Source organism: Bacteroides sp. OM05-10AA (assembly GCF_003439055.1).
Lineage (GTDB): Bacteria > Bacteroidota > Bacteroidia > Bacteroidales > Bacteroidaceae > Bacteroides > Bacteroides intestinigallinarum.
This window is the reverse complement of sequence record NZ_QSUR01000015.1, coordinates 105,463-127,927: the sequence shown is the minus strand read 5'-3', so window position 1 is coordinate 127,927 and position 22,465 is coordinate 105,463. Positions and strand designations below refer to the sequence as shown.

The following is a 22,465-nucleotide window of genomic DNA, read 5'->3' as shown; positions in this document are numbered from 1 at the left end:
AATAGATAAAGAGAAACACGTTATGAAATATTTGAAACATATCTATCTTTTTACCCTTATCATCTTGTTGTCTGCTAGTTGTGTAGACACTGAAGATTATAGACGATTTCAGGTAGACGAACTTGAAATTTCCAAGTCCGACCCGAATTTCCACATCTATTTGTGCTTCGGTCAGTCGAACATGGAAGGTAATGCTGCCATTGAGAATGTGGATAAAGAAGGAGTTAGCTCCCGTTTCCGAATGATGGCTGTGTCGCCTGACGATGAAGAACATCTGGGAAGAATAGCTGGTGAATGGTATACAGCCGTTCCGCCGCTTTGTCGTTGGGATACTGGCCTGACACCTATTGATTATTTTGGCCGTACTATGGTGGCTGAAACATCGGACAACGTGAAAGTTGGTGTTATCATGGTAGCTATGGGTGGTGCAGGTATTGATGCTTTCGATAAGGAAAATTATAAAAAATATTACGGTGAAGCCGATGACTGGCAAAAAGGGTTGATGAATATTTATGGAGGTAATCCTTACGCCAAACTGGTAGAGATGGCAAAAATAGCCAAACAATCCGGGGTTATCAAGGGTATTTTGCTGCATCAGGGCGAAACCAACAATATGCAAGAGGATTGGCCGATGAAGGTGAACAAGATTTATACCGACCTGTTGAAAGACCTCACACTAAATAGTGATACTGTTCCTCTGCTGATTGGGGAAATGTTGACCGAAGAGCAGGGAGGGATTTGCCATGGTATGAACAGCATCATTGCCAAGATGCCCTCATTGGTGAAAAATGCCCATGTGATTTCGGCTGAAGGATGCCCCGGCAAAGAAGACGGGCTTCATTTCACGGCCGAAGGCTATCGGGAATTAGGTAAGAGGTATGCCCAAAAGATGCTTCAATTACTTGTATTGGATAAGGCGGAAGGAATGCCCAAATTGCATATCGAAGGCCGGTATTTGAAAGATAGTGAAGGTAATATAGTCAATTTGCATGGTTTTGCGCAGACATATAGTCCTTACTTCAATGAAAGTATGTGGAGCAATTATGATGTAGATGCTTGCTTGCGATACAATCAGGGGCTGATTCGTAGAATGCTTGCTGCTGGTTGGGAGATGGATTTTATTCGTTTACATATGGATCCTTATTGGAGCAATACGCCGGGCTGTCAAGCGACAGGTGAAAATGATATCCATTGTTTTGAAGAAGCCCGCTTTAAGAAATATCTGGATCAGGTTTTTGTTCCGATGGCAGAATATGCGATTTCAAAAGGTATGTATGTAGTCATGCGTCCTCCTGGAGTATGTCCGGAAGAAATTGCTGTGGATGATGATTACAATGAATATCTTGTAACTGTATGGGATATTGTTTCCAAGCATCCCAAAATCAAAAACAATTCGCATATTATGTTCGAGTTGGCCAATGAGCCGGTACGTATCGTTGGTTCCGATGGTATTGCCGGAGGAGATGGAGATCCTTGTTTTACCAGCCTCAAGAAATATTTCCAGAAGGTAGTCGATGCTATCCGTGCAAATGCCGATAACATTATTTGGGTTCCCGGATTGGGTTATCAGTCTAATTATAGTGGTTATGCTAATCATCGTATAGAGGGAGATAACATTGGTTATGCGGTGCATTTATATCCGGGGTGGATGAACAGTGACGGAGAAAATGGTGACGGTGGCTCCAGTACGGGTGGTTACCAACCTTTCCAGAACGGATGGGATAGGCAAGTAGGCCCGGTGGCGGATTTTGCACCCATCATTATTACGGAGATGGACTGGGCTCCTGCTAGATATGATGCTTCGTGGGGAAAAGCCATTACTGGAACGTTAGGAGGACCGGGTTTCGGTGCCAATTTTAAATATATTGTTGATAACGCAGGCAATGTAAGTTGGTTGCTTTTCACTAGCCCGCATTTATTGGCCGACTTCAAAGATGTACCTGGTACACCGGGAGCTTATACGTTCTTGGATGATCCGCAAGCTTGTCCATGGCCTATTTATCATTGGTATCAAGATTATAGAAAAGGGACTTCCGATACTGGTGCTTTGAAAGATATTACAGTTGAAGGAGCCGAAGCGGGTATTACTTTGACTACCGGAAGTAGTTCGTACCTGATGGTTTATGCCAACTACGAAGATGGAAGTACTTCTATTGTTTCTTCCAAAGCTTCATTCTCCTGTTCAGATCCTTCTATCATCAGCATAGATGGAACGGGTAAGATGACTGCTCTCAAAGATGGAAATGTAACCATTACGGTGACTTATGGAGAGGCATCCGGCATAAAAACAGCTACGGTGGCAGTTCACGCTACCACTTTCCCACTGTCAGCAGATGCATTCAATCCGAGTATATGGGAAACTGGAACATACGATGAAACGACACATACATTAATCACGGGTTCATATGGATTCGGTGGTTGGGAATATACTAACGGCGTAGATCTGTCTGGTTACAAATATTTGGTTGTCAAATTAGGAAATGACAATGTTGCCGATGTGAAATTCCGTTTATTTGATAAGGGATACTGGGAAGGAGCTGCTTCTTATGCTTTTGGTAATTCACGCAAAGTGGTGGTGGAACTTAAGAAGATGAAGAAAGAAGATTCTGGAGCTATATTGAGTCCGAAATCTATAAAGATCATTGGGTTCTGGTCCAATGGAGGAAAGCCTATTATTATTAATGATATCTATTTGAGTAATGATGACGCTGAAAATCCTGTTAAAGATTATTTCTCATTTGATAACCTCAATCCGAATATATGGGACCCGAATCAACCGACTGGTTCTTTTGAACCCAAGACTGGTACATTGATTACTGGTTCATATGGCTTTGGTGGATGGGAATACGATAGTGCCATTGATTTCTCTGGTTATCACTATTTGGTGGCCGAGCTGGGTGAAGGAACGGAAGCTACGGATGTTGCTTTCCGGGTTTTCGATAAAGGATATTGGGATGGAGAGGCAGCTAGTGTCACATTTAACAATTCCCGTACTGCTGTCATCGATCTGAAGAGTTTGTCGAAGAATGGATCAAAAGTAGATCCATCTCTCAAAATTGTCGGGTTCTGGTCGAGCGGTGGTAAGAAAATAGTTATAAAGAGAGTCTATCTGACGGATATTGTGGAACAACCAGGTGATTTCTCTTTTGATGACTTCAACCCTAGTATCTGGGAAACAGGCTCATTTGATAGAAAAACGCATACTTTTATTGCCGGTCAGTATGGTTTTGGAGGTTGGCAGTATTCTGCCGGCAAGGATTTGTCTACTCACAAATATCTGGTAGCCGAATTGGTCAGCATGGAGGATACCGATGATGTTGCTTTCCGGATTTTTGATGAAGGTTATTGGAATGGGGCAGCTGGGGATGTCAAAGTAGATAAAACGACTTTGCGTGCTGTTATTGATCTTACTAATTTGTCAAAGGAGAAGGACGGTGTACTAACAAAAGTTTCTCCAAATTCTATTAAGATTATTGGTTTTTGGTCTATGGGAGGCAAAGAAGTAGTTATTAATAGAGTTTATTTAACAGATACAAAGGCGAAATAGCTTTTGGAAAAATAAATAAACCGTTTGAATGAAGAGGTTATCCGTAGTGGGTAGCCTCTTTATTCAATATGTAACGTGGAGATATGTATTAGAAACATAATAATATGGTGCATTGGAAAAAGATGCGTTCTTTTGCATATATGTTTGATTGACTGTTAATTCAGACCTGCGGGAAGTCGTAGGTTTTTCAAAGCTAATAAAATGAATATGAAAAAGATAATTTTAGTAAGTTGCTTATTATGTATAAGCATATTCACATTTGCACAAGACAAGAATTTCCATATTTACCTCTGTTTGGGGCAATCAAATATGGAAGGAAATGCAAAAGTTGAGGCACAGGATACGTGTAATGTCAATGAACGTTTTCTGGTGATGGCAGCTGTTGACTGTCCGTCTTTAGGGCGTATCGAAGGAGAATGGTATAAGGCGGTTCCTCCGTTGGTACGTTGCTATACAGGATTGACGCCAGCAGATTATTTCGGGCGTACATTGATAGAAAGATTACCTGATAATATAAAAGTGGGTATCATTAATGTAGCTGTGGGTGGTTGTAGGATTGAATTATTCAATGAAGAGCATTGTGAAGAATATATTGCTTCTCAACCGGAATGGATGAAAAATAGTACAAAAGCCTATGATAATAACCCTTACCGCAGACTAAAGGAGTTAGCAAGAAAAGCGCAGAAAGTGGGCGTAATTAAAGGTATCCTATTACATCAGGGTGAATCTAACACCGGTGATAAAGATTGGCCTCAAAAGGTGAAGAGGGTATATGAAAACCTGTTGAGAGATCTGAATCTTCAGGCAAAAGATGTGCCTTTGCTGGTGGGAGAAGTGGTACATGCCGATCAGAATGGTAAGTGTGCAAGTATGAATGAAATAATCAATACCCTGCCACAGGTGATTCCTACTTCATATGTGATTCCTTCTTCAGGTTGTCCTGCGGCAGAAGATGATTTGCATTTTACGGCAGTAGGATATAGGGAGTTGGGAGTGCGGTATGCGGAGAAACAGCTTCTTTTATTGGAGAAAGAGCACGATTTGGGTATAGCCACTGTGTCGGCATCCACCAACATCCCTGGATATGATTATCCTCGGGTGGATAAAGAAGGACGTGTTCATTTTCGCTTCTATGCTCCACAGGCAAGTAAGATGCAAGTGGATTGTTGCGGAAAGAAGTATGATATGTGGAAAGATACCGGAGGACTTTGGATGGCAACAACTGATCCGTTACCCGTAGGATTCCATTATTATTTTCTAATAGTGGACGGAGTATCGGTAACAGATCCTTCCAGTTATACCTTCTTTGGTTGTTGCCGTATGGCAAGTGGTATTGAAATTCCTGAAGGCGAAGAGGGGGATTATTATCGTCCTCAACAAGTTCCTCACGGGCAAGTTCGCTCTTGTACATATTACTCGGAGACACAAAAAGAGTTTCGTCGATGTATGGTATATACACCGGCGGAGTATGAAACTCATTCGAAAAAACGTTTCCCGGTATTATATTTACAGCACGGCATGGGAGAAGATGAGACCGGTTGGAGCACACAAGGACGTATGAATCATATTATGGATAATTTGATCGCATCCGGCAAATGTGTTCCAATGTTGGTAGTGATGGATAGTGGGGATGTCGAAGCTCCGTTTCGGCCACGTCCGGGGAAAAGCATAGACGAAGAAAGGGCATTGTATGGTGCTACTTTTTATGATGTCATCCTGAAAGACTTGATTCCGATGATTGATCGTACTTTCCGTACTAAGACGGATCGTGGAAGTCGTGCGATGGCAGGTCTGTCGTGGGGCGGACACCAGACTTTCAATACTACACTGCCTCATCTCGACAAGTTCTCTTATATAGGAAGTTTTAGCGGAGCTATTTTCGGACTGGATATGAAAACTTGCTTTAACGGAGTGTTTGCTGATGCGAACAAATTCAATAAGGAGGTGAATTATCTTTTTCTTGGCTGTGGTACGGAAGAACAAATGGGGACAAAGAAAATGGTAGATTCACTCCGTGAACTGGGTATCAGGGTCGATTATTATGAATCGCAAGGAACCGGACATGAATGGTTGACATGGAGGCGGTGTCTGAAAGAATTCATACCGCATTTATTTAAATATTAATAGTATGAAAATGAAATTTAGATTTGTAGCGGCAACATTGCTGCTTGGGGGTATTTGGTCGGATAGTCTATTTGCTCAAAATCCGATAGTGCAAACTTGTTATACTACAGATCCTGCTCCTATGGTACATGATGGTACTTTGTATGTCTATACAGGGCATGATGAAGATAAGGCCGACTTTTTCTGGATGCAGGAGTGGCGTGTATATTCTACCAAAGATATGGTGAATTGGACCGATTACGGTTCTCCCCTTGCCATTGAATCCTTTGATTGGGCCGATGATCGTGCCTGGGCGGCACAGTGCATCGAGCGTAATGGAAAATTTTACTGGTATGTCTGCCTGCACTCTAAACTGACCAATGCTATGGCAATCGGTGTGGCAGTTGGAGATACTCCTCTCGGTCCTTTTAAGGACGCTATCGGTAAACCGCTTCATGATGGAAGTTGGGATTATATTGATCCTACTGTATTTGTGGATGATGATGGGCGTGCTTATTTATACTGGGGGAATCCGAATATCTATTATGCAGAACTGAATGAGGATATGATTTCACTTAAAGGTGAAGTTACTAAACTGGAACAAACAGTAGAGAGTTTCGGCGCACCTAATCCGGAAAAGCGTATCAAAGATGTAAAATACAAGGATACTTATACTGAAGGTCCGTGGCTTCATAAACGGGAAGGAAAGTATTATCTTCTTTATGCGGCCGGAGGAGTCCCCGAGCATATTGCTTATTCTATGAGTGACGGGCCTCTTGGTCCATGGAAATATATAGGTGAGATTATGCCCTTACAAGATACAGGCTCATTTACTAACCATTGTGGAGTGATAGACTACAAGGATAATTCTTACTTTTTTTATCACACGGGTAAGTTACCGGGTGGCGGAGGTTTCGGACGTAGTGTGGCGGTAGAACAATTCAAATATAATGCGGACGGCACATTTCCCATTATTAATGCTACCCGGGAAGGGGTATCACCGGTAGGCACACTCAATCCTTACGAACGAGTAGAAGCTGAAACTATTGCATTTTCGGAAGGTGTAAAGTCAGAAATTAATGCAAAGACAGGGGTGTATATTTTTGAAATTCATAATGGTGATTATACGAAAGTACGTGAAGTGAACTTCGGTGATAAATCTCCCAAACGATTCACTGCTACTGTGGCCAGTGCTTTGCGTGGTGGCGTACTTGAAGTGCGTACTGATAGTATAAGTGGACCATTAATTGCAGAACTGGCCATTCCTACAACGGGAGGTTGGGAATGCTGGAAGACCTTGCAGACTGATATTGTAAAACCAGTCACAGGAATACAAGATGTTTATTTTGTATTCAAGGGACGAAAAGGCTGTAAGTTGTTTAATTTTGATTGGTACAAGTTTAGCAAATAGCTATATAGAGAGCAGTGGGGCTACTCTTCTTTTTTGCCCAACTGCTCTTTCATATACATTGAAGGTGGCATTCCATACAACTCCTTAAACGTAGTTGAAAAATTATTAGGATCGGTAAATCCTGTCAACGTAGCTATTTCGGAGATAGTATATTGTTTTTCAGACAATAACCGTGCTGCTTCTTTCAGGCGTATATTGCGGATGAAGTCACGTGTTGTCTGGTTTGTGAGTTCCTTAAGTTTCCGGTGTAAATGCACACGGCTGATACCTACTTCAGTAGTGATCGTTTCTATTGTTAAGTTAGGATTACTGATATTTTCATTGATTACTTTCATAATGCGTTCCATCAACTTCTCATCAGGTGATTTTACTTCCAGCTTCTGAACCTTACTTTCCTGATTCTGCTGGCCGGTAAATACTTTGCGTAACTGTTGACGTGTATTAATCAGGTTTTCTACTGTCTTTTGTAGAATTTCGATATTGAATGGCTTCATGATATAAGCATCAGCTCCGGTGTTCAGACCTTCGAGATTATCTTCTTCCCGTGTTTTCGCAGTAAGCAGAATCACCGGGATATGGTTGAGATTTACATTCTGCTTGATTTTTCTACATAATGTCAACCCATCCATTTCAGGCATCATGATGTCACTAATGACTAAATCCGGAGTCTTTTTAAATATTAGCTCCAATGCTTCCTTACCATTGCAGCTTTCCATGATATGGAACTTATCCGCAAATTCCTTTGCTATATAGTTTCGGATTTCTTCATCATCCTCTACGATTAGTACATGATATTTAGTCTTCACTCTGACTTTCTTTTCTTCTTCATTTTCTATAATAGGAGAAATGACAGGAGCGGTTGTTATGGATACAGTTGCCTCTTTTTCATTATTTTCTACTTCTTCGGGGCGCAAATGCTTATTACCCAGCGGCAATCGGATGATAAAGCGGCACCCCGGTTGGTTCTCGTTGTTTTCAACGTATATTACCCCATGATGTAATTCCACTAACGAACGGGTGAGATGTAACCCTATTCCTGTACCACCTTTCGGGTTTTGCTGGCTGTTACGAATCTGATAAAAGCGCTCGAAGATATGTTCTTTTTCCTCCTCGTCGATACCGGTTCCGGTATCCGAGATAATTATTTCGGCATATTGTTTTAACGGTTCGGGTAGAGTATTATCTTTTCCTGTACGGATCGTAATGTCTATTTTTCCTTTTTCAGGAGTAAATTTGAATGCATTTGATAGAATGTTCAGGATAATCTTATCAAAATTAGCCGTATCCACCCATACATTTAAATCTTGAACCTGGCGATGAAATTGCAGTTGAATATTTTTGGTATTTGCCTGTTGATCGAAGGTGGTGCATAAATCTTCGATAAAAGGAATAATATTAGTTTCCTGAAACATCAGGCACATTTGTCCTTTGTCAATCTTTCGAATATCCATCAGCTGATTGACGAGGTTTAGAATGCGTTCTGCATTCCTGTAAATAATATGGTATATTTTCAGACGCTCATTGTTATTCTCATTCTTGATAAGTTTTTGCAGAGGACTGATGATAAGTGACATCGGAGTACGTATTTCATGAGAGATATTAATAAAGAACTGTAATTTGGCTTCATTGATTTGCTCGGCATGGATATGTTGCAACATCTCCTGGTGCATTCTATATCGGTGTCTAATCTGAAGAATAATGATAAATATAATGGTCAGTGATAACAGGCAATAGATAATTTTTGCCCACCACGAGGCATACCAGGCAGGAGATATAAAAATGGTAATTTCTTTTATGTTTGAATAGATGGTGTTATCCTTTGCCCTGATTTTAAAGTTATAGGTACCGGGTTTCAGATTACTGAATGATATACGGTTTACACCTTTGGGCAGGCTAATCCATTTTTCATCGTTTATAGAATAAAGATAGTTTATATGTTCGGGAGCGTTTAGTTCCAGAGTTGCGAATTCGATACTGAACACGTTGTCTTTGTAGGACAGGTAAAACTCCTCTGCTTTGAAAACGGGACAGTTAATGATTGTATGAATACCGGATTTCATTCCTTTTCTTACCGGGCTGTTATGCAAGAAGAAATCGGTAATACGGATGTTCCATTTCTTTGCCGGATTGATAATATCCTGCGGATTGAAATAGGTGATCCCATTCATACCACCAAACCAGATCGTTCCTTGTGAATCTTTAAACGAAGCATTTTTGTAGAATTCATTTCCTTGCAGGCCGTCACCTACATAGTAATTGATGAACTTATTGTTATTCTTCTGGAATTGAGAAATTCCTGCATTGGTACTTATCCACAGAAAATCATCATTTCCTTCTATCGCATATATAGTATTGCTTGGTAATCCGTTTGTGGTAGTATAAGTCGTTATTTTTTTTGTTTCTTTGTTCCAACTGGACAACCCCTCGGAGCTACCTATCCATATAATTCCGGAAGTATCTTCGTAAATAGAATAAATGACATTTTGTGGTAGTATCTTATAACTCTGAAAATCACTGCTGTTAAGGTCTATGCAGTTCACTCCGTCATAAGTCCCCACATATAATTTATTATCACTGGAGTAGTGTAAGCAATTTATCCAGTCGTTTATTAACGAAGTTTCGGATTGCACGGATGAAAACTCTTTTGTTTTAAGGTCGTAGTAAAACAATCCGAATCCCATTGTCGCAACCCAAAGACGTTTGTTATTGTCTTCAGCAAAATCGTATACACGTTGTATATAGTTGTTGTTCTTATCCACTAGTTTGTATTGATAGCTGCATTGCCCTGTTTGTTTGTCCAGTTTTCCCATACCGTTAATGAAAGAACCAAACCAGATGTTATGTTCGGAGTCTTCATATAGCCTTGTAACAGTTGATGGTACAGAGCTCGGATGATTGGTATGTGAGAAATGTTTGACCTGTTCCATGTTCTTTGAGATACCATAAATTCCGTCATTGTCTGTTCCTATCCACAGGATGCCGTTATAATCCTTACAAAATGAAGTAATGCAACTCGAACCTATAATATTCTTATCCATGGATTTATGCCCGATGTATTTGAAACTATTGGTGCGTGCAGGTATCATTATTACTCCTTTTTGATAAATAGCTAACCATAAATTGCCGGAATTATCTTTCAGGATAGAATGCACTTTGGATTTGCTGGAGTCAAAATAGCTGTTGTCAAACCGGTATTCAGAGAGCTCATTCGTTTTATTGTTGTAAATGTTCATACCTTTACCGTCTGTCCCAATATATAATTCATTCGGGCTTGCGGCATAAAGAAAGCTGATAGGAAGTTCTATCTTTTCTTTAAAGTTGGCAGGAACAAAAGTATTGGATTCTGGCTCATAGACAAACAAGCCTTTTCTCATGCTTCCTACATAAATATTGCCTTGTGAATCTTCACAAATACTGTTGATATAGCCGTTGTCTTTAGATAAGTATAGCGAAAGCTGATTGTCCGGATCAAGTCGATATAACCCTTCCTCTCCTTTGGACATCCAGATATTCTGTTTTTTGTCTTCAATCATATAGCCGGGTGAGGCGATGGAAGCATTAATCTGTTGAACAATTAATTGGTTATCTTTGATATATAGTTTGCACAGCACATTTCCCGATATCCATATGTCTCCATTCTTTCTTTCGATAATAGAGACGATATTACTTTCAAATATTTCTCCGTTATCTTCCCGCCTGGCAAGTGGAGTGAAATCATCTGTGTCCGGATTATACATTTGGATTCCGATGTATGTGCCGATAAGCAAATGACCTTTACTGTCTTCAAAAACGGTACGGACAAAACTGTGGGCTAATGAGTGCTCATTATTAGGATCGTGTTTGTAAATGGTGAATTTGGCACCGTCATAACGGTTGAGTCCGTCCTCTGTTGCAACCCAGATGAAACCGTTTCGGTCTTGATATATTTGATTAATTAAACTACTGGATAACTCATTGTCTGTAGTGAACAATTTGGATGATTGTCCATAGCATAATAAAGAAAAAAATAGCAATAAGGTTGTCAGTACATTTTTCATAGTCTCATTATTCAATATTTGCGATACAAAAGAAACTAAAAAATGAGGAATATCCTAATAAAAAAGAATATTTAGAGACTGTTTGGAAAGGGGGAATATGATGCTGTAACATGGGGAGTGAATTATGTAACATGAATAAAGAGGATGTAGTATATGAACCATATAAGAATGCATGAAAGTTTGAAAGAGCATGTAGAATAGCGTAAATTTGCCATAAATAATGACATAAAATAAGAAAGAGATTAATATAGTTAGGGGAGGGATGTAGCGTACAATCCCTCCCCTAACTATGTTTTCTGTAATGATGTATTATTTCTTTTCTGTAATAGTGTTTATCACATAGGTTTTGCCTGCCTGTGTTGCAATGTCGTATTCATAAACCTTTCTCAATTCTGGCGATTGAGGAGTTATCTCTTTACTAACCAAAGGCTTTTTCACAGAAGTTGTGGCAAATAATGAATTCGGGCACTCTCCATTCGCTTCTTTCAGCCCTTTCCCTTTCAATGGAACATAAGACCGGATGCGAAGCGTGCCTCCTATTTTTGAGTGAATTACAGCTTTGTTTAACTGGTTATTTTTCCAATCCATATCCACTTCGAAATTACCACGTGCCACTAATCCTTTTACATTTCCTTCTTTCCATGCATCGGGCAATGCTGGTAATAAGTGCACAGCGCCATCGTGACTTTGAAGTAACATTTCGGCTACTCCGGCAGTATATCCAAAGTTACCATCAATCTGGAAAGGCGGATGAGCGTCAAACATATTCGGATAAGTACGCCCCTCCGGATATTCTTTGGCCAGATTATCACTGGGCAGTAACTGAATCATGTTTTTGATAATCTGGAAGGCATGATTTCCATCCTGCATACGTGCCCAGAAATTGACTTTCCAACCAATACTCCAGCCGGTAGCTTTATCCCCGCGTTGTAGCAGTGTGTTCCGTGCAGCCTGGAATAATTTCGGATTGGCATAAGGAGAAATCTGATTACTCGGATATAGTCCATATAAATGAGAAATATGGCGATGCTCATCTTTGGGATTGTCTACATCTTCGAGCCACTCCTGTAGTTGATGATGCTTTCCTATTTGCATAGGAGGCAGTTTGTCCAATATTTGTTGGAGTGAATCCTGAAAAGAGGAGGTTTCACCAGTGATCCGGGATGCTAATAATGTATTATGCAAAGCATCAAAAGCAATCTGATTGTCCATGGTGCAACCGGCAGTGATCGGTCCATGTTCCGGTGATACGGAAGGAGCCACTACCAACCATTTATAATCAGGATGTTCTACCAGAAAATCCATATAGAACTGTGCCGTTCCTTTCAGTATCGGGTAATATTCTTTCAGAAATTCCTTATCTCCCGTGAAAAGATAATGTTGCCAGATATGTTGGGCTAACCAGGCACCTCCACTGGGCCACATTCCTGCCGCAGCAAAGTCTACAACGCCACAGATTCTCCATAAGTCAGTATTATGGTGAGCCACCCATCCACGACAATTATACATACTCTGTGCTGTTTTTGCTCCCGTGATAGACAAGTCTTTCAACATGGAGAATAGTGGACTGTGTGTCTCACTTAAATTAGCAACTTCTGCCGGCCAATAATTCATCTCCGTATTAATATTGATGGTATATTTGCTATCCCAGGGAGCATGGGTGCTGTTGTTCCATATACCCTGTAGATTGGCGGGTTGCCCTCCCGGTTGTGAAGACGAAATCAGCAGGTAACGTCCGAACTGGAATAAAAGGGCTGCCATTGCCATATCTTCCCCTTTATTGAAATTCTCGATACGCCGGGGAGTTTCTGCTTTGGATGCTTCACTTGATGAAAGATTTAAACGGACACGGTCGAATTGTTTCTTGTAGAAAGCAATGTGATCCTTTAAAGCCTTGTTGTAAGGCGTTTGAATCGCTTTTTCCAGGAATTTGTTTGCCCGTTCGGATGCATTGGCGCTGACATTCTGATAATTTACGTAATTGGTAGCTGCAGCAATGTAGAGGGTAGCTTCCGTAGCTTTTTCTACCTGAAGAACTTTTCCGGCTGAACTGATTGCTCCGTTAGTTTTCACCTGAACGACGCATTCCGCTTGGATGGCTGCTTTGATGCCCTCTTGCTCTCTTCCCTGACAAGTAATAATAAGCTTGTCATCTTGGGCATTGACGTTATACTCAAGCGGACAATTATAGGTCACATTGAAATTCAGTGCCTGTGTTTTATCTGCTTGAATATGTATGATGATGACATTGTCTGTGAATGAAGCAAAAGTGGTACGAGTATAAGTCACACCGTTTACTTTATACCGGGTGGTAGTAGTCGCATTCTCGAGATTCAAGTCCCGATAGAAATCAGACGCATCTTTATGTCCGGGGAAATCTATATACAAGTTTCCCAGCGTCAAATAACTCATTCCATGCTGCTTGGTCAGGAAGTTGGCATCTACCAGACTTTGTGCTTCCCTGTTCTTACCGTCGAATATAAGATTACGAACGACAGGTAATACATACTTTGCATTTGGATTGTTGTTACTATAAGGTCCGCCAGCCCAGAATGTTTCTTCATTGAGTTGAAGTTCTTCGCGCTCGGTTCCGCCATATACCATGGCGCCAAGACGGGAATTGCCGATAGGGAGGGCTTCCGACCAATTTCGGGCAGGTTGACTGTACCAAAGTTTCAGGTCCTGTCCGAAACTAACGTTGCTTATTAGTAGAAGCAAAAAGATGAGTGTGTTTCTGTTCATCATAAAGTATGACTTAATAATATAGATTAATTTACGATTACGATGCCGCCATTGCAAGGTATTGAAACTTGTAACTGTTGATGTTTATTTAGTTTCTCCGTCGAAGTTTTTCCTACCAGTCTGGCATTATCAGTATAAACGCTTATTGTTTCTCCCGCAGAAATCATCGGTAAATGAAGTTTGACTTTGATCTCTTCGGATGAAGCATTAATGCCTGCAATATACCAATTATTTTGATGTCGTCTGGCCAATATGATAAATTTTCCTGGATATCCATCCAAAAAACGTACTTCGTCCCAGGTACTCGGAACCTCTTTCATGAAATTGATAGCCCATTCAGGAGCATCCGTCAAATTGTTGGGAGTGAGTGCGAAATGTTGTACGGGGCTTTGAAAGAGAACAGCCGTAGCGAGTGCAAATACATCCGAGGTGATACGGCGGCTGGTTCTTGTAGTTGAATCATTCCTTGCGTTATAATATTTATTCAATGTGCTGCCACCGAAGTCCATGCTACCGACCGTGTTGCGTATAAACGGATGCAAACAGGCATTGAACGCTTCAGCATCACAACTGCCTTGTGAAAAATGCATATTTTCACTAGCTAATACAGCTTCACTTGAAGCAAAATTGGGATACATACGCTCCCAACCACGTGGTAGCGTACATCCGTGGAATATAACTAATAATCCATAGTCGTTGGCATCTGCTAAAATATCTTCGTAAAGTTGCATGGTCACTTGTTTATCGCTTCCTATGAAGTCCACTTTTATCCCACGAATCCCGATACTTTGCATCCATTTCATCTCCTTACGACGATTGATAGTAGTATTCATGATACCTCTCGGACTTTGAGGTGCATCATTCCAATAGCCATTGGAGTTATACCATAAGTAAAGGGCGACTCCTTTGCTTTTTGCATATTCGGCTAATTTCTCAATACCTTTTCGTCCTATTTGCTTGTCCCATAAAGCATCGATTAAAACAGACTGGTATCCCATGACTGTACTGAAATCAATATATCTTATCTGTTCGTTGTAATTACAGCTGCTGTCTCCGCCAATAATCCAGCTCCATGAACCTTTTCCATATTTATATTCCTGCGAAGCCTCATAAAGTGGTTTTACAACATCGAAAGCTACTGTTGTTTCAACGATGGGGGCTAATGTTTCACCTATGGTTATGGTACGCCAGGGAGTTTCTCCGGGCAACATGATGCCGGGATTGGTAGTGCCGTTACCGTTATATTCGCCGGTTTGCGGGAATCCGATTTGATACACGCCGTCCGGTTTCCCTATCAGGCGACTGCCGCAATAAGCGCTGCTAACCCCGGTTTCGGATATCAGTATCCAACCTTTATCATTGTTGCGGAATAAGCATGGGAAAGTATATCCCTCGCCCCATCCGTTTTTTCCTACAGCATCATCTACTGTGTAAGGGGTTTCATAACTGGGTGATGTACGGGCGAATCCTCCCATTGGTTTGCTTTGCGGACATAGGAAAGTTGTACTTCCGGAAGGAAGTACGAATCCAGTCATTTCTTCATTAATCACACAGCAGAGAGTTTCCTTTTGCGGATACATGTTATATTTGAATGCGACATCCCGGTTGCTCACCTGAAAGACCACGTCATATATTACTTTTCCATTTTGAGAGAAAGTAAATACTCCTCTATTTGCCTGATAATGTACGTTACTTTGTTTGATCGTTGGTAAATTGTATTCTTCATTCAACAGTTGGATCGGACTGGTGGTAGATAACTTCATTTCCCTGGTAAAATTACCGATGTTTGTATCCAATCCTAGCGGGGAAGCCAGGATAAATGGTATATGGTTATAAGAAACGCTGTAGGATGGTACACCATTTTCATCGGTTATGTGAACTGACAGTTTCCCGTCGGGACTTGTAATTTGACTCTGTTCTGCATGGATAGACTGACTGAATAGCCATAAGATACCTGTTAATAATATTATTCTGCTCATATTTATTAGTGATTAAATGTCCAGTAATCTACGTTAAAAAGCTCTTCATCACCGCCTTTGAATAGTAAATACAAATCGTGTACTCCTTTGACGGCATTCACTTGGGTTGTCTGTACTTTCCATTGTTCCGATCCGCCTGTCGGTGAAACTTCCAATGTGCCGATAACGGAACCTCCCAGTGCATCGATGCGCAGTTCTATGCTACCTCCCTGAATCAAACCGGCTACGCAGGCAGAGAAGTTTGTCGCTCCTTTTTCTCCGAAATCGACGGAACGAACTTTCAGCCAGTCACCATTATGAATGGAAGTGATATAATGTTGTGAACCGGTCCTGCGGTCAGTTTTCAGTCCATAGCTGAAAGCCATTGTTTCAGCTTCTACCCGCTGGTAGGGATTCAGGTTACGGACAGGAGTACGAACCCCCTCTTTAGTGAAAGGGATAAAAGGAATCTTTCCATCTTCGCCAAACTTGAATTCTTCTATGCAGGTTGAACGACGGAAACCGCCTCCATTGGGTAATGCCCCATTGTGATAGAACATAAAATGACGGTTATGATATTCGATAGAGCCTCCATGAATGGTGAAGCTGTTTGCTGCTTCATTCATGATACGTCCCTGATATTTCCATGGACCATGAATACTTTTAGCAGTGGAATAAGCCATGTGTTCCGGAACACCACCGGCAGCATATACTATGTAGTAAAGCCCGTTGCGCTTGAACACCCATGGCCCTTCTTCATAATTTGTTTTCAGCATACGTTTATTAAGCTGATAGTCTCGTTTCATAACCAATGGACCAAAAGCGGTGGAGTCATTCAGTTCTTTAACAGGAATGACTTCGCTGCCTAACGATATCATGTCCTTGTTTAGTTTGGCATACCACAATCCGTTATTTCCCCAGAAAAGATAGGCTTGTCCGTCATCATCAATGAATACAGAGGGATCGATATAACCGAAAGCACCGGGGACAAGAGGCTTTTTCAAAGGATCGGAGTAAGGTCCTTCTGGTCTGTCGGCTACGGCCACACCTATACCATGCAGCTTTTTTATGGTGTCATTGGCACAGATATACCAGTACCATTTTCCATCCCGTTCAATGGCTTGAGAAGCCCAGGCGTTATCTCCTTGCATGGCCCACTGAAACGTTTCTGTGGAAATAGGAGTTCCACGGTAGGTCCAGTTTACCATGTCGGTAGTGGAATACAACTGCCAATCTTTCATTTTGAAATATTGTGCATCGTCTTCATCATGATCGGTGAAGAGATAAACAGTGTCGTTATGCACCATAGGTGCCGGGTCTGGTGTGAACCATGTTTGTACAATAGGGTTTTGCGCCTGGCAAACATGACTCATCAATAAGGGAAACAGGCTTATAGCCATTACTTTCTGTAAGTTTTTCATGTCTTTGTTATTTATTTTACTTCGTTCCAGTTAAATACAGTTCCATTTCCACGACTGGGTGAACTGCCAGTCCAGTCTGCAGCATAAGGTTCTCCGGTAGCCGGGTCAAGACCTACATAGCGATTTGTTTTCAAAGATAGTAGCATACATTGTCCATGTAGCATGTCCTGCCATTGAAACAGGCTTCCTACCGATTCTTTCTTTATCAGGCGTACGTCAGCCGAAAGTCCTGCACCAACCACCGTCACAAAGCCTGTTCCGTTCATTGCTTCGAGTACCACACGCCCCTGTCCCCGGTCATGCACACGGAAACGGCAATCTTCTGTTTCATATTCTTTAGCTCCTTTACCTTTGAAATATAGAATGCCGTGTGGATAAGCATATACACGGGTATTGTTTCCGCAATTGAAAAGAGTGATAATTTTCCCTGTTGGGATGTTTTTTGAACGGTCGGCTAAAGGTTCATCAATCAGAAAATTATCGAAGTCGGCATAACCACCTTGTTTTCCTTTCGGGTTATAAGCGAAAAGAGCATATCGGGTTCCTTGAAATGTCTTCAACTGATAGGGCATTAGAACACTGTCTCCTATATTAGTGAATGTTTTTCCATCCAAACTGTAGCTGAACCATGCAGTATCTTCATCAAAGTTCCCGGTAATGCGGAGATAAACAGGTTGGGAGGATGATGGTTTGGAGGAGGCTTCCATCCATTTGTCATTGGCTTGATCGTACCACCGGATTATTAGATTCTTGTTGATTCGGGAGATTCCCAACCATGCATAGGGAATATTGAGTAGTCCGATTCCGGCGATGTCACCGTCTTTCAGATGAGAAGCGTCGAGAGTGACCGTTGCAGACGAAATGGGACCAATGCCACGCTGGGTAAGAGTATTCTTAGCCCGTAAGAAATCTTTGGCTGGGAGCGTATAAAGACGTAACTTTCCTTTGGTGAGTGACCATTTGGAATGATCCGGTTCATGGTTCCATTGCCAAACAGGCAGTAATGTCTTTCCATTAAAATTGTCATTACGCTGATAAGGAGCGTGCGGTTCTACCTTCACATTTACAGCCGGTTTTATCCAAGTGCGAGGTGAGCGTCCCAAATTACCGGGAAGTCCGAAATAAGGCCACCCGTCTTCCCACGTGACAGGTGACAGGCAAGTAGTACGCCCAACTGCACGGAAATCCAGCATCGAAACTCCCCACCAGTCTCCATTCGGCAAGTCGACTATTCCACCCTGATGCAGAGTGGCACATCCCATATTATCTTTGAAAGGCTTGGATATTTTGAACTTGAACCCCATTTCCGGTATTGATGAACCGAGCCCGACGTTCCCAGTCCAGTGCACACGCTCCGTACCCAGTGTCTCTTTCACACTGATAGCTGCTGTTTCATAAGGACCTTCAATTTTGTCAGCACGAGCACATTGCATACGTCCCATGGGAGAGTAGTCTGCACTGATGATATAATATTTTCCTTTAATCTTATAAATATGGTGACCTTCTCCCATCGCATTTCCGGCAGGGATAATCACTCGTTCGCTGCCTTCTACATAACCGCTGAAATCCGGCTTTATCTCAATCATCTTTACCTCGTCATATTTATATACGGCATAGATTTTATCATTGTCGTCGAATAAGACAGATAAGTCGTAGATGTTGCCACCCATGTTTTTATGCTCCCAGGGGCCTGCCGGATTGTCGGATATGAATACTTGCATGCCATGTCCGTTGATATTGGAGAATATATAGAACTTTCCCTCATGATAGCGAATACATGGAGCCCATACCCCCTGCCCATAGGCTTCTTTGCCGTTGGCAAGCCGGAATTCATCTCCCATATCCAATCGGTTGAATGCATAACTAAGGAACTTCCAGTTAACGAGATCTTTAGAGTGCAATACGACCAGTCCGGGCATACAGTGCATGGTGGTACCTGCCATGTAGAAGTCTTCTCCTACGCGAATGATGTCCGGGTCCGAGAATTCATCGTAGAATAGGGGGTTGGTAAATGTCCCGTTTCCATTGTCGGCGGTCCATGACATCTGTGCTGCCAGAGGACATAGAATAGAAATATTCATCAGTAATAGTAGTACAATGTTTTTCATGGTTTTTATTTGATTATGAATAATTAGGTACTTATGCGAAAGTAAAGAAACTGTGATTCTTTTTTTCTAATTTTTATTTAAGTTTTCTATAAGGGCTTTCCTGAAGATTGAGTCGACTGGCTTCATCGCTACCACAATCTATGATGATCTTATGCAATACAATGGCGGGACTTAGCGGCTGGATAGTGAGGATGTGTTTCCCTTTCTGTATATTCACATTCGGAAAATTAACAACCGATTCTATGATTCGTGCCGCACCGGCAGGATACATTTTTGAATAACAATTAGCCCAGGTCATTTCTGAATTGTAATGGATGATCTGCTCTTTGCCATCGTCTATGCTAATAGCATAACTATGGCCTTCTTTCACAAAAGGAAGCGTGCTGTCTAGAATTAATCGCAAACGTAAATCTTTCAAATTTGATTTGAAGTTCATACGGTAAGTTAATGAAGCTCCTTTCACCGATTGACCGTAAGGCATCAATGTAATGCCTGATAGAGTACGCCCCAAATCCGGAATGACTGTCCATTGAGTGCCGTCTCCTTGCGTACATTCAGCAAAGCGTTCTGCTTCCATAACTAACACTCCTCCTTTTTCTTCATATTCGTAGTTTCCCGGTTTGTAAAGAGCCGTATCTACTCGTGTGATTTCGGGTGTTATGTTCCCATTTTGGGGTTCATCCCAACTTGTGTAGCCGATATGCGTTTGATCCATCATGTGTTTCCACTTTCCATCGGCTATGTGGTCGTTGTAATTGGAGCATAGTTCTGCATCGCGTTGAAAGCAATACACCACTCTGTCTGCCCACTCATTGGCGCGTGGATCACCGTTTGAGGCCAGTTTGCGATTCATGGCGACAGCATAATACATTTCATAAAGATTAGCCATAGCCTGTACCGGGAAGAGAATCAATTCCTGATAAGCATCCCTCATTTCTTGGGGTAACATTGTAAACTGACGATAGGCATGTGCTTCCAATGCCAGAAATTCGTCGGTTACAGATTTAAATTCCCCATTGTTCAAATTATATGTTTGGTGGTCTAGCATTTCGGCTGTTATGCGGGCTGCATATTTACAATAGCAACTTAAAATACGGGCAGCTTCTGTAGCATATTCTGAACCAAATTGTTGTTTGCAGAAGTTATAAGTATATTCATTCAGATTATCTGGTTTAAATTGATTGGGATTCCATGCCATATTTAGGAAAAAATCCATTGGATATTCATTTGGCTTCAAATCCCCTACGTTCAAAATCCACATTTTATCTACTCCATAAGTATAAGTCAGGTATAGCTGTTCCCACATGTGTTGAATCTGTGTCATGTTCAACCACTGGTAAGCCCGTGGGGCTCCATGAAGATCTACGTGATAATACATACCATATCCTCCAGGATGTCTTTTCCCGTTCAGTTCCGGCAACCGACGCACATTCCCCCAATTGTCATCGCAAAGCAGTATCATTACATCATCGGGAATCTTCATGCCTTGGTCATAATATTCCAATACCTCACTATAAAGTGCCCACAGTTGAGGTGTTTTATAAGCGGGTTTTCCTGTAACTTCTGTGATAATTTTACGTTGCTCTTTTACAATATCCTCTAATAGATGAGTATCCGTATCAGGTCCCATCGGGGCATCTCCATCTCCTCTCATAGCGATAGTAACAACTTCTTCTTTACCTTTCATTCGTTGGATTCCTTCGCGGAAGAAGCGGTCTATACCTTCTTTGTTTGTCTGATAATTCCATGCTCCATACTCTTTCCGGTTACGGGCATATTCTTGATGGTTACGAGCCATTGGCTCATGGTGTGATGTCCCGATAATGATTCCCATTTCATCTGCTAAAGAGCTGTTTAGAGGGTCATCAGCATAAAAAGCAGCACTCCACATGGCAGGCCACAAAAAGTTTGCTTTCAGGCGTAACAGCAATTCATATATATGTACGTACATTTTGCTGTTGAAACCACCGAATTTGGAAGTTGTCCAGTTACCCATGCAAGGCCACTCATCATTAATGAAAATACCACGATATTTTACAGCTGGTTCTCCATCCGTGTAGGTTCCTTTTTTTATATATATGCTATTATGATGCGCGACCGGGACGTCTGCCCACCAATACCAAGGTGAAACACCTATCTGGCGTGATAATTCATAAATACCATAAATAGTTCCGCGTTTATCACTTCCGGCTATGAGCAGAATTTCACCATCTAAACCTTCTAATGGTGCATGAACAGTAGTGATGATGAATTTCTCATTCTTGTTTTTCAATTCTTTTGCGTCCAGTTTTCCTGCTTTTACTAATTGCCGGATAAGCGGACTTTTGTCGAATGAGCCGATAATGATACGAACATCCTGCCTTTTTTCCTTCGATAAACAGGGAGTGGCAGTAGTCACTTTGCCAAAGTCTGTTTGTAAATTATGAACAGCAGTCAGTACTCCTTTATGTTCTCTTTCGTCACACCAGATTGCAAACGATTGAGACTGTGGAGTGACTAATGCCAATGTTGAGTTTTCCGGGGTGAAACGAATAAATCTCTCCATAGCTTTCAGCGGAGGCGCTAATGTTAGGAAAATCAGTAAAGGTATGATTATTGAGACTTTTTTTCCATATTGTTTCATTTTGGTCTTTAATTAATTAGATAGATGGATTTAATAGAAAGAGTGTGGTAGTTTCCCGTTTCATCCACACTTTGAGCTGCTTCTATTCTGATATCTTTCACATCATTGATGAAAGGAATTAAAGATAAATTAATCTCTCTATTTATTTCAGACTTCACAGCTGGTTGGTAAAACTCCTTATACAGACCATTTTTATCTTGGAATTTGATACGTATCATTACTGTACTTTGGGGTATATCTATGACCATGTATTTGTATTTTGGCAATTCCTGGTTGATGGAAGCAGGCAGCTTGATAAAGCTATTCCATTTTCCACCTTTGAAGATCACTTTGTTTTGTGTTTCATCGAATACGGACTTAGTGAAACTAAGCTGATTGAAAGGAATCCTTTTGCTTTCCTGTGCGTGAATGATTAATGAGGCAGAACATATAAGCAGGAATAAAAATAGTTTCTTCATATTATTCTTTTTCTTTGATTTATAATGAAAATATGTATGTAGCAAAGATAGCTTATT

At 41.3% G+C, this 22,465-nt stretch carries 10 protein-coding genes; 3 read left to right on the top strand and 7 right to left on the bottom strand.

The features are described from left to right. Positions 1 to 22: 22 nt before the first annotated feature. The 3 genes from DXB58_RS13490 (at position 23) to DXB58_RS13480 (ending at position 7,061) form a co-directional block, all read left to right on the top strand. Positions 23 to 3,547 carry a sialate O-acetylesterase gene (locus DXB58_RS13490; RefSeq protein ID WP_122137072.1) on the top strand — a complete coding sequence of 1,175 codons (3,525 nt, stop codon included), beginning with the start codon at positions 23 to 25 and terminating at the stop codon, positions 3,545 to 3,547. A gap of 207 nt (positions 3,548 to 3,754) precedes the next feature. Continuing rightward, positions 3,755 to 5,671 (top strand): sialate O-acetylesterase, encoded by a 1,917-nt coding sequence (locus DXB58_RS13485; RefSeq protein ID WP_122137093.1) that lies wholly within the window; start codon positions 3,755 to 3,757, stop codon positions 5,669 to 5,671. A 4-nt stretch (positions 5,672 to 5,675) separates the two neighbouring features. Then, complete coding sequence (locus DXB58_RS13480; RefSeq protein ID WP_122137071.1) at positions 5,676 to 7,061, top strand: glycoside hydrolase family 43 protein; 1,386 nt, start codon at positions 5,676 to 5,678, stop codon at positions 7,059 to 7,061. A 20-nt stretch (positions 7,062 to 7,081) separates the two neighbouring features. On the opposite strand, the gene DXB58_RS13475 is transcribed toward DXB58_RS13480, so the two are convergent. The 7 genes from DXB58_RS13475 to DXB58_RS13440 all read right to left on the bottom strand — a co-directional run bounded on the left by DXB58_RS13475 (position 7,082) and on the right by DXB58_RS13440 (position 22,408). Next, positions 7,082 to 11,098 (bottom strand): two-component regulator propeller domain-containing protein, encoded by a 4,017-nt coding sequence (locus DXB58_RS13475; protein WP_122137070.1) that lies wholly within the window; start codon positions 11,096 to 11,098, stop codon positions 7,082 to 7,084. Positions 11,099 to 11,407: 309 nt separating this feature from the next. Continuing rightward, entirely contained in the window at positions 11,408 to 13,840 is a 2,433-nt protein-coding gene (locus DXB58_RS13465; protein WP_122137092.1) for a glycoside hydrolase N-terminal domain-containing protein, read from the bottom strand. A gap of 26 nt (positions 13,841 to 13,866) precedes the next feature. Next, complete coding sequence (locus DXB58_RS13460) at positions 13,867 to 15,819, bottom strand: glycoside hydrolase family 97 protein (protein WP_122137068.1); 1,953 nt, start codon at positions 15,817 to 15,819, stop codon at positions 13,867 to 13,869. Positions 15,820 to 15,824: 5 nt separating this feature from the next. Then, positions 15,825 to 17,219, bottom strand: coding sequence for a glycoside hydrolase family 43 protein (locus DXB58_RS13455; RefSeq protein ID WP_122137067.1), 1,395 nt, complete (start codon positions 17,217 to 17,219; stop codon positions 15,825 to 15,827). A gap of 11 nt (positions 17,220 to 17,230) precedes the next feature. Further along, on the bottom strand, positions 17,231 to 19,327 hold the full coding sequence (locus DXB58_RS13450) for a glycoside hydrolase 43 family protein (protein WP_122137066.1): 2,097 nt from the start codon (positions 19,325 to 19,327) through the stop codon (positions 17,231 to 17,233). Positions 19,328 to 19,400: 73 nt separating this feature from the next. Beyond that, positions 19,401 to 21,872, bottom strand: a complete 2,472-nt coding sequence (locus DXB58_RS13445) for a glycosyl hydrolase 115 family protein (protein WP_233527295.1) — start codon at positions 21,870 to 21,872, stop codon at positions 19,401 to 19,403. Between the two features lie 86 nt (positions 21,873 to 21,958). Further along, positions 21,959 to 22,408, bottom strand: coding sequence for a hypothetical protein (locus DXB58_RS13440; RefSeq protein WP_122137064.1), 450 nt, complete (start codon positions 22,406 to 22,408; stop codon positions 21,959 to 21,961). Positions 22,409 to 22,465 lie beyond the last annotated feature (57 nt).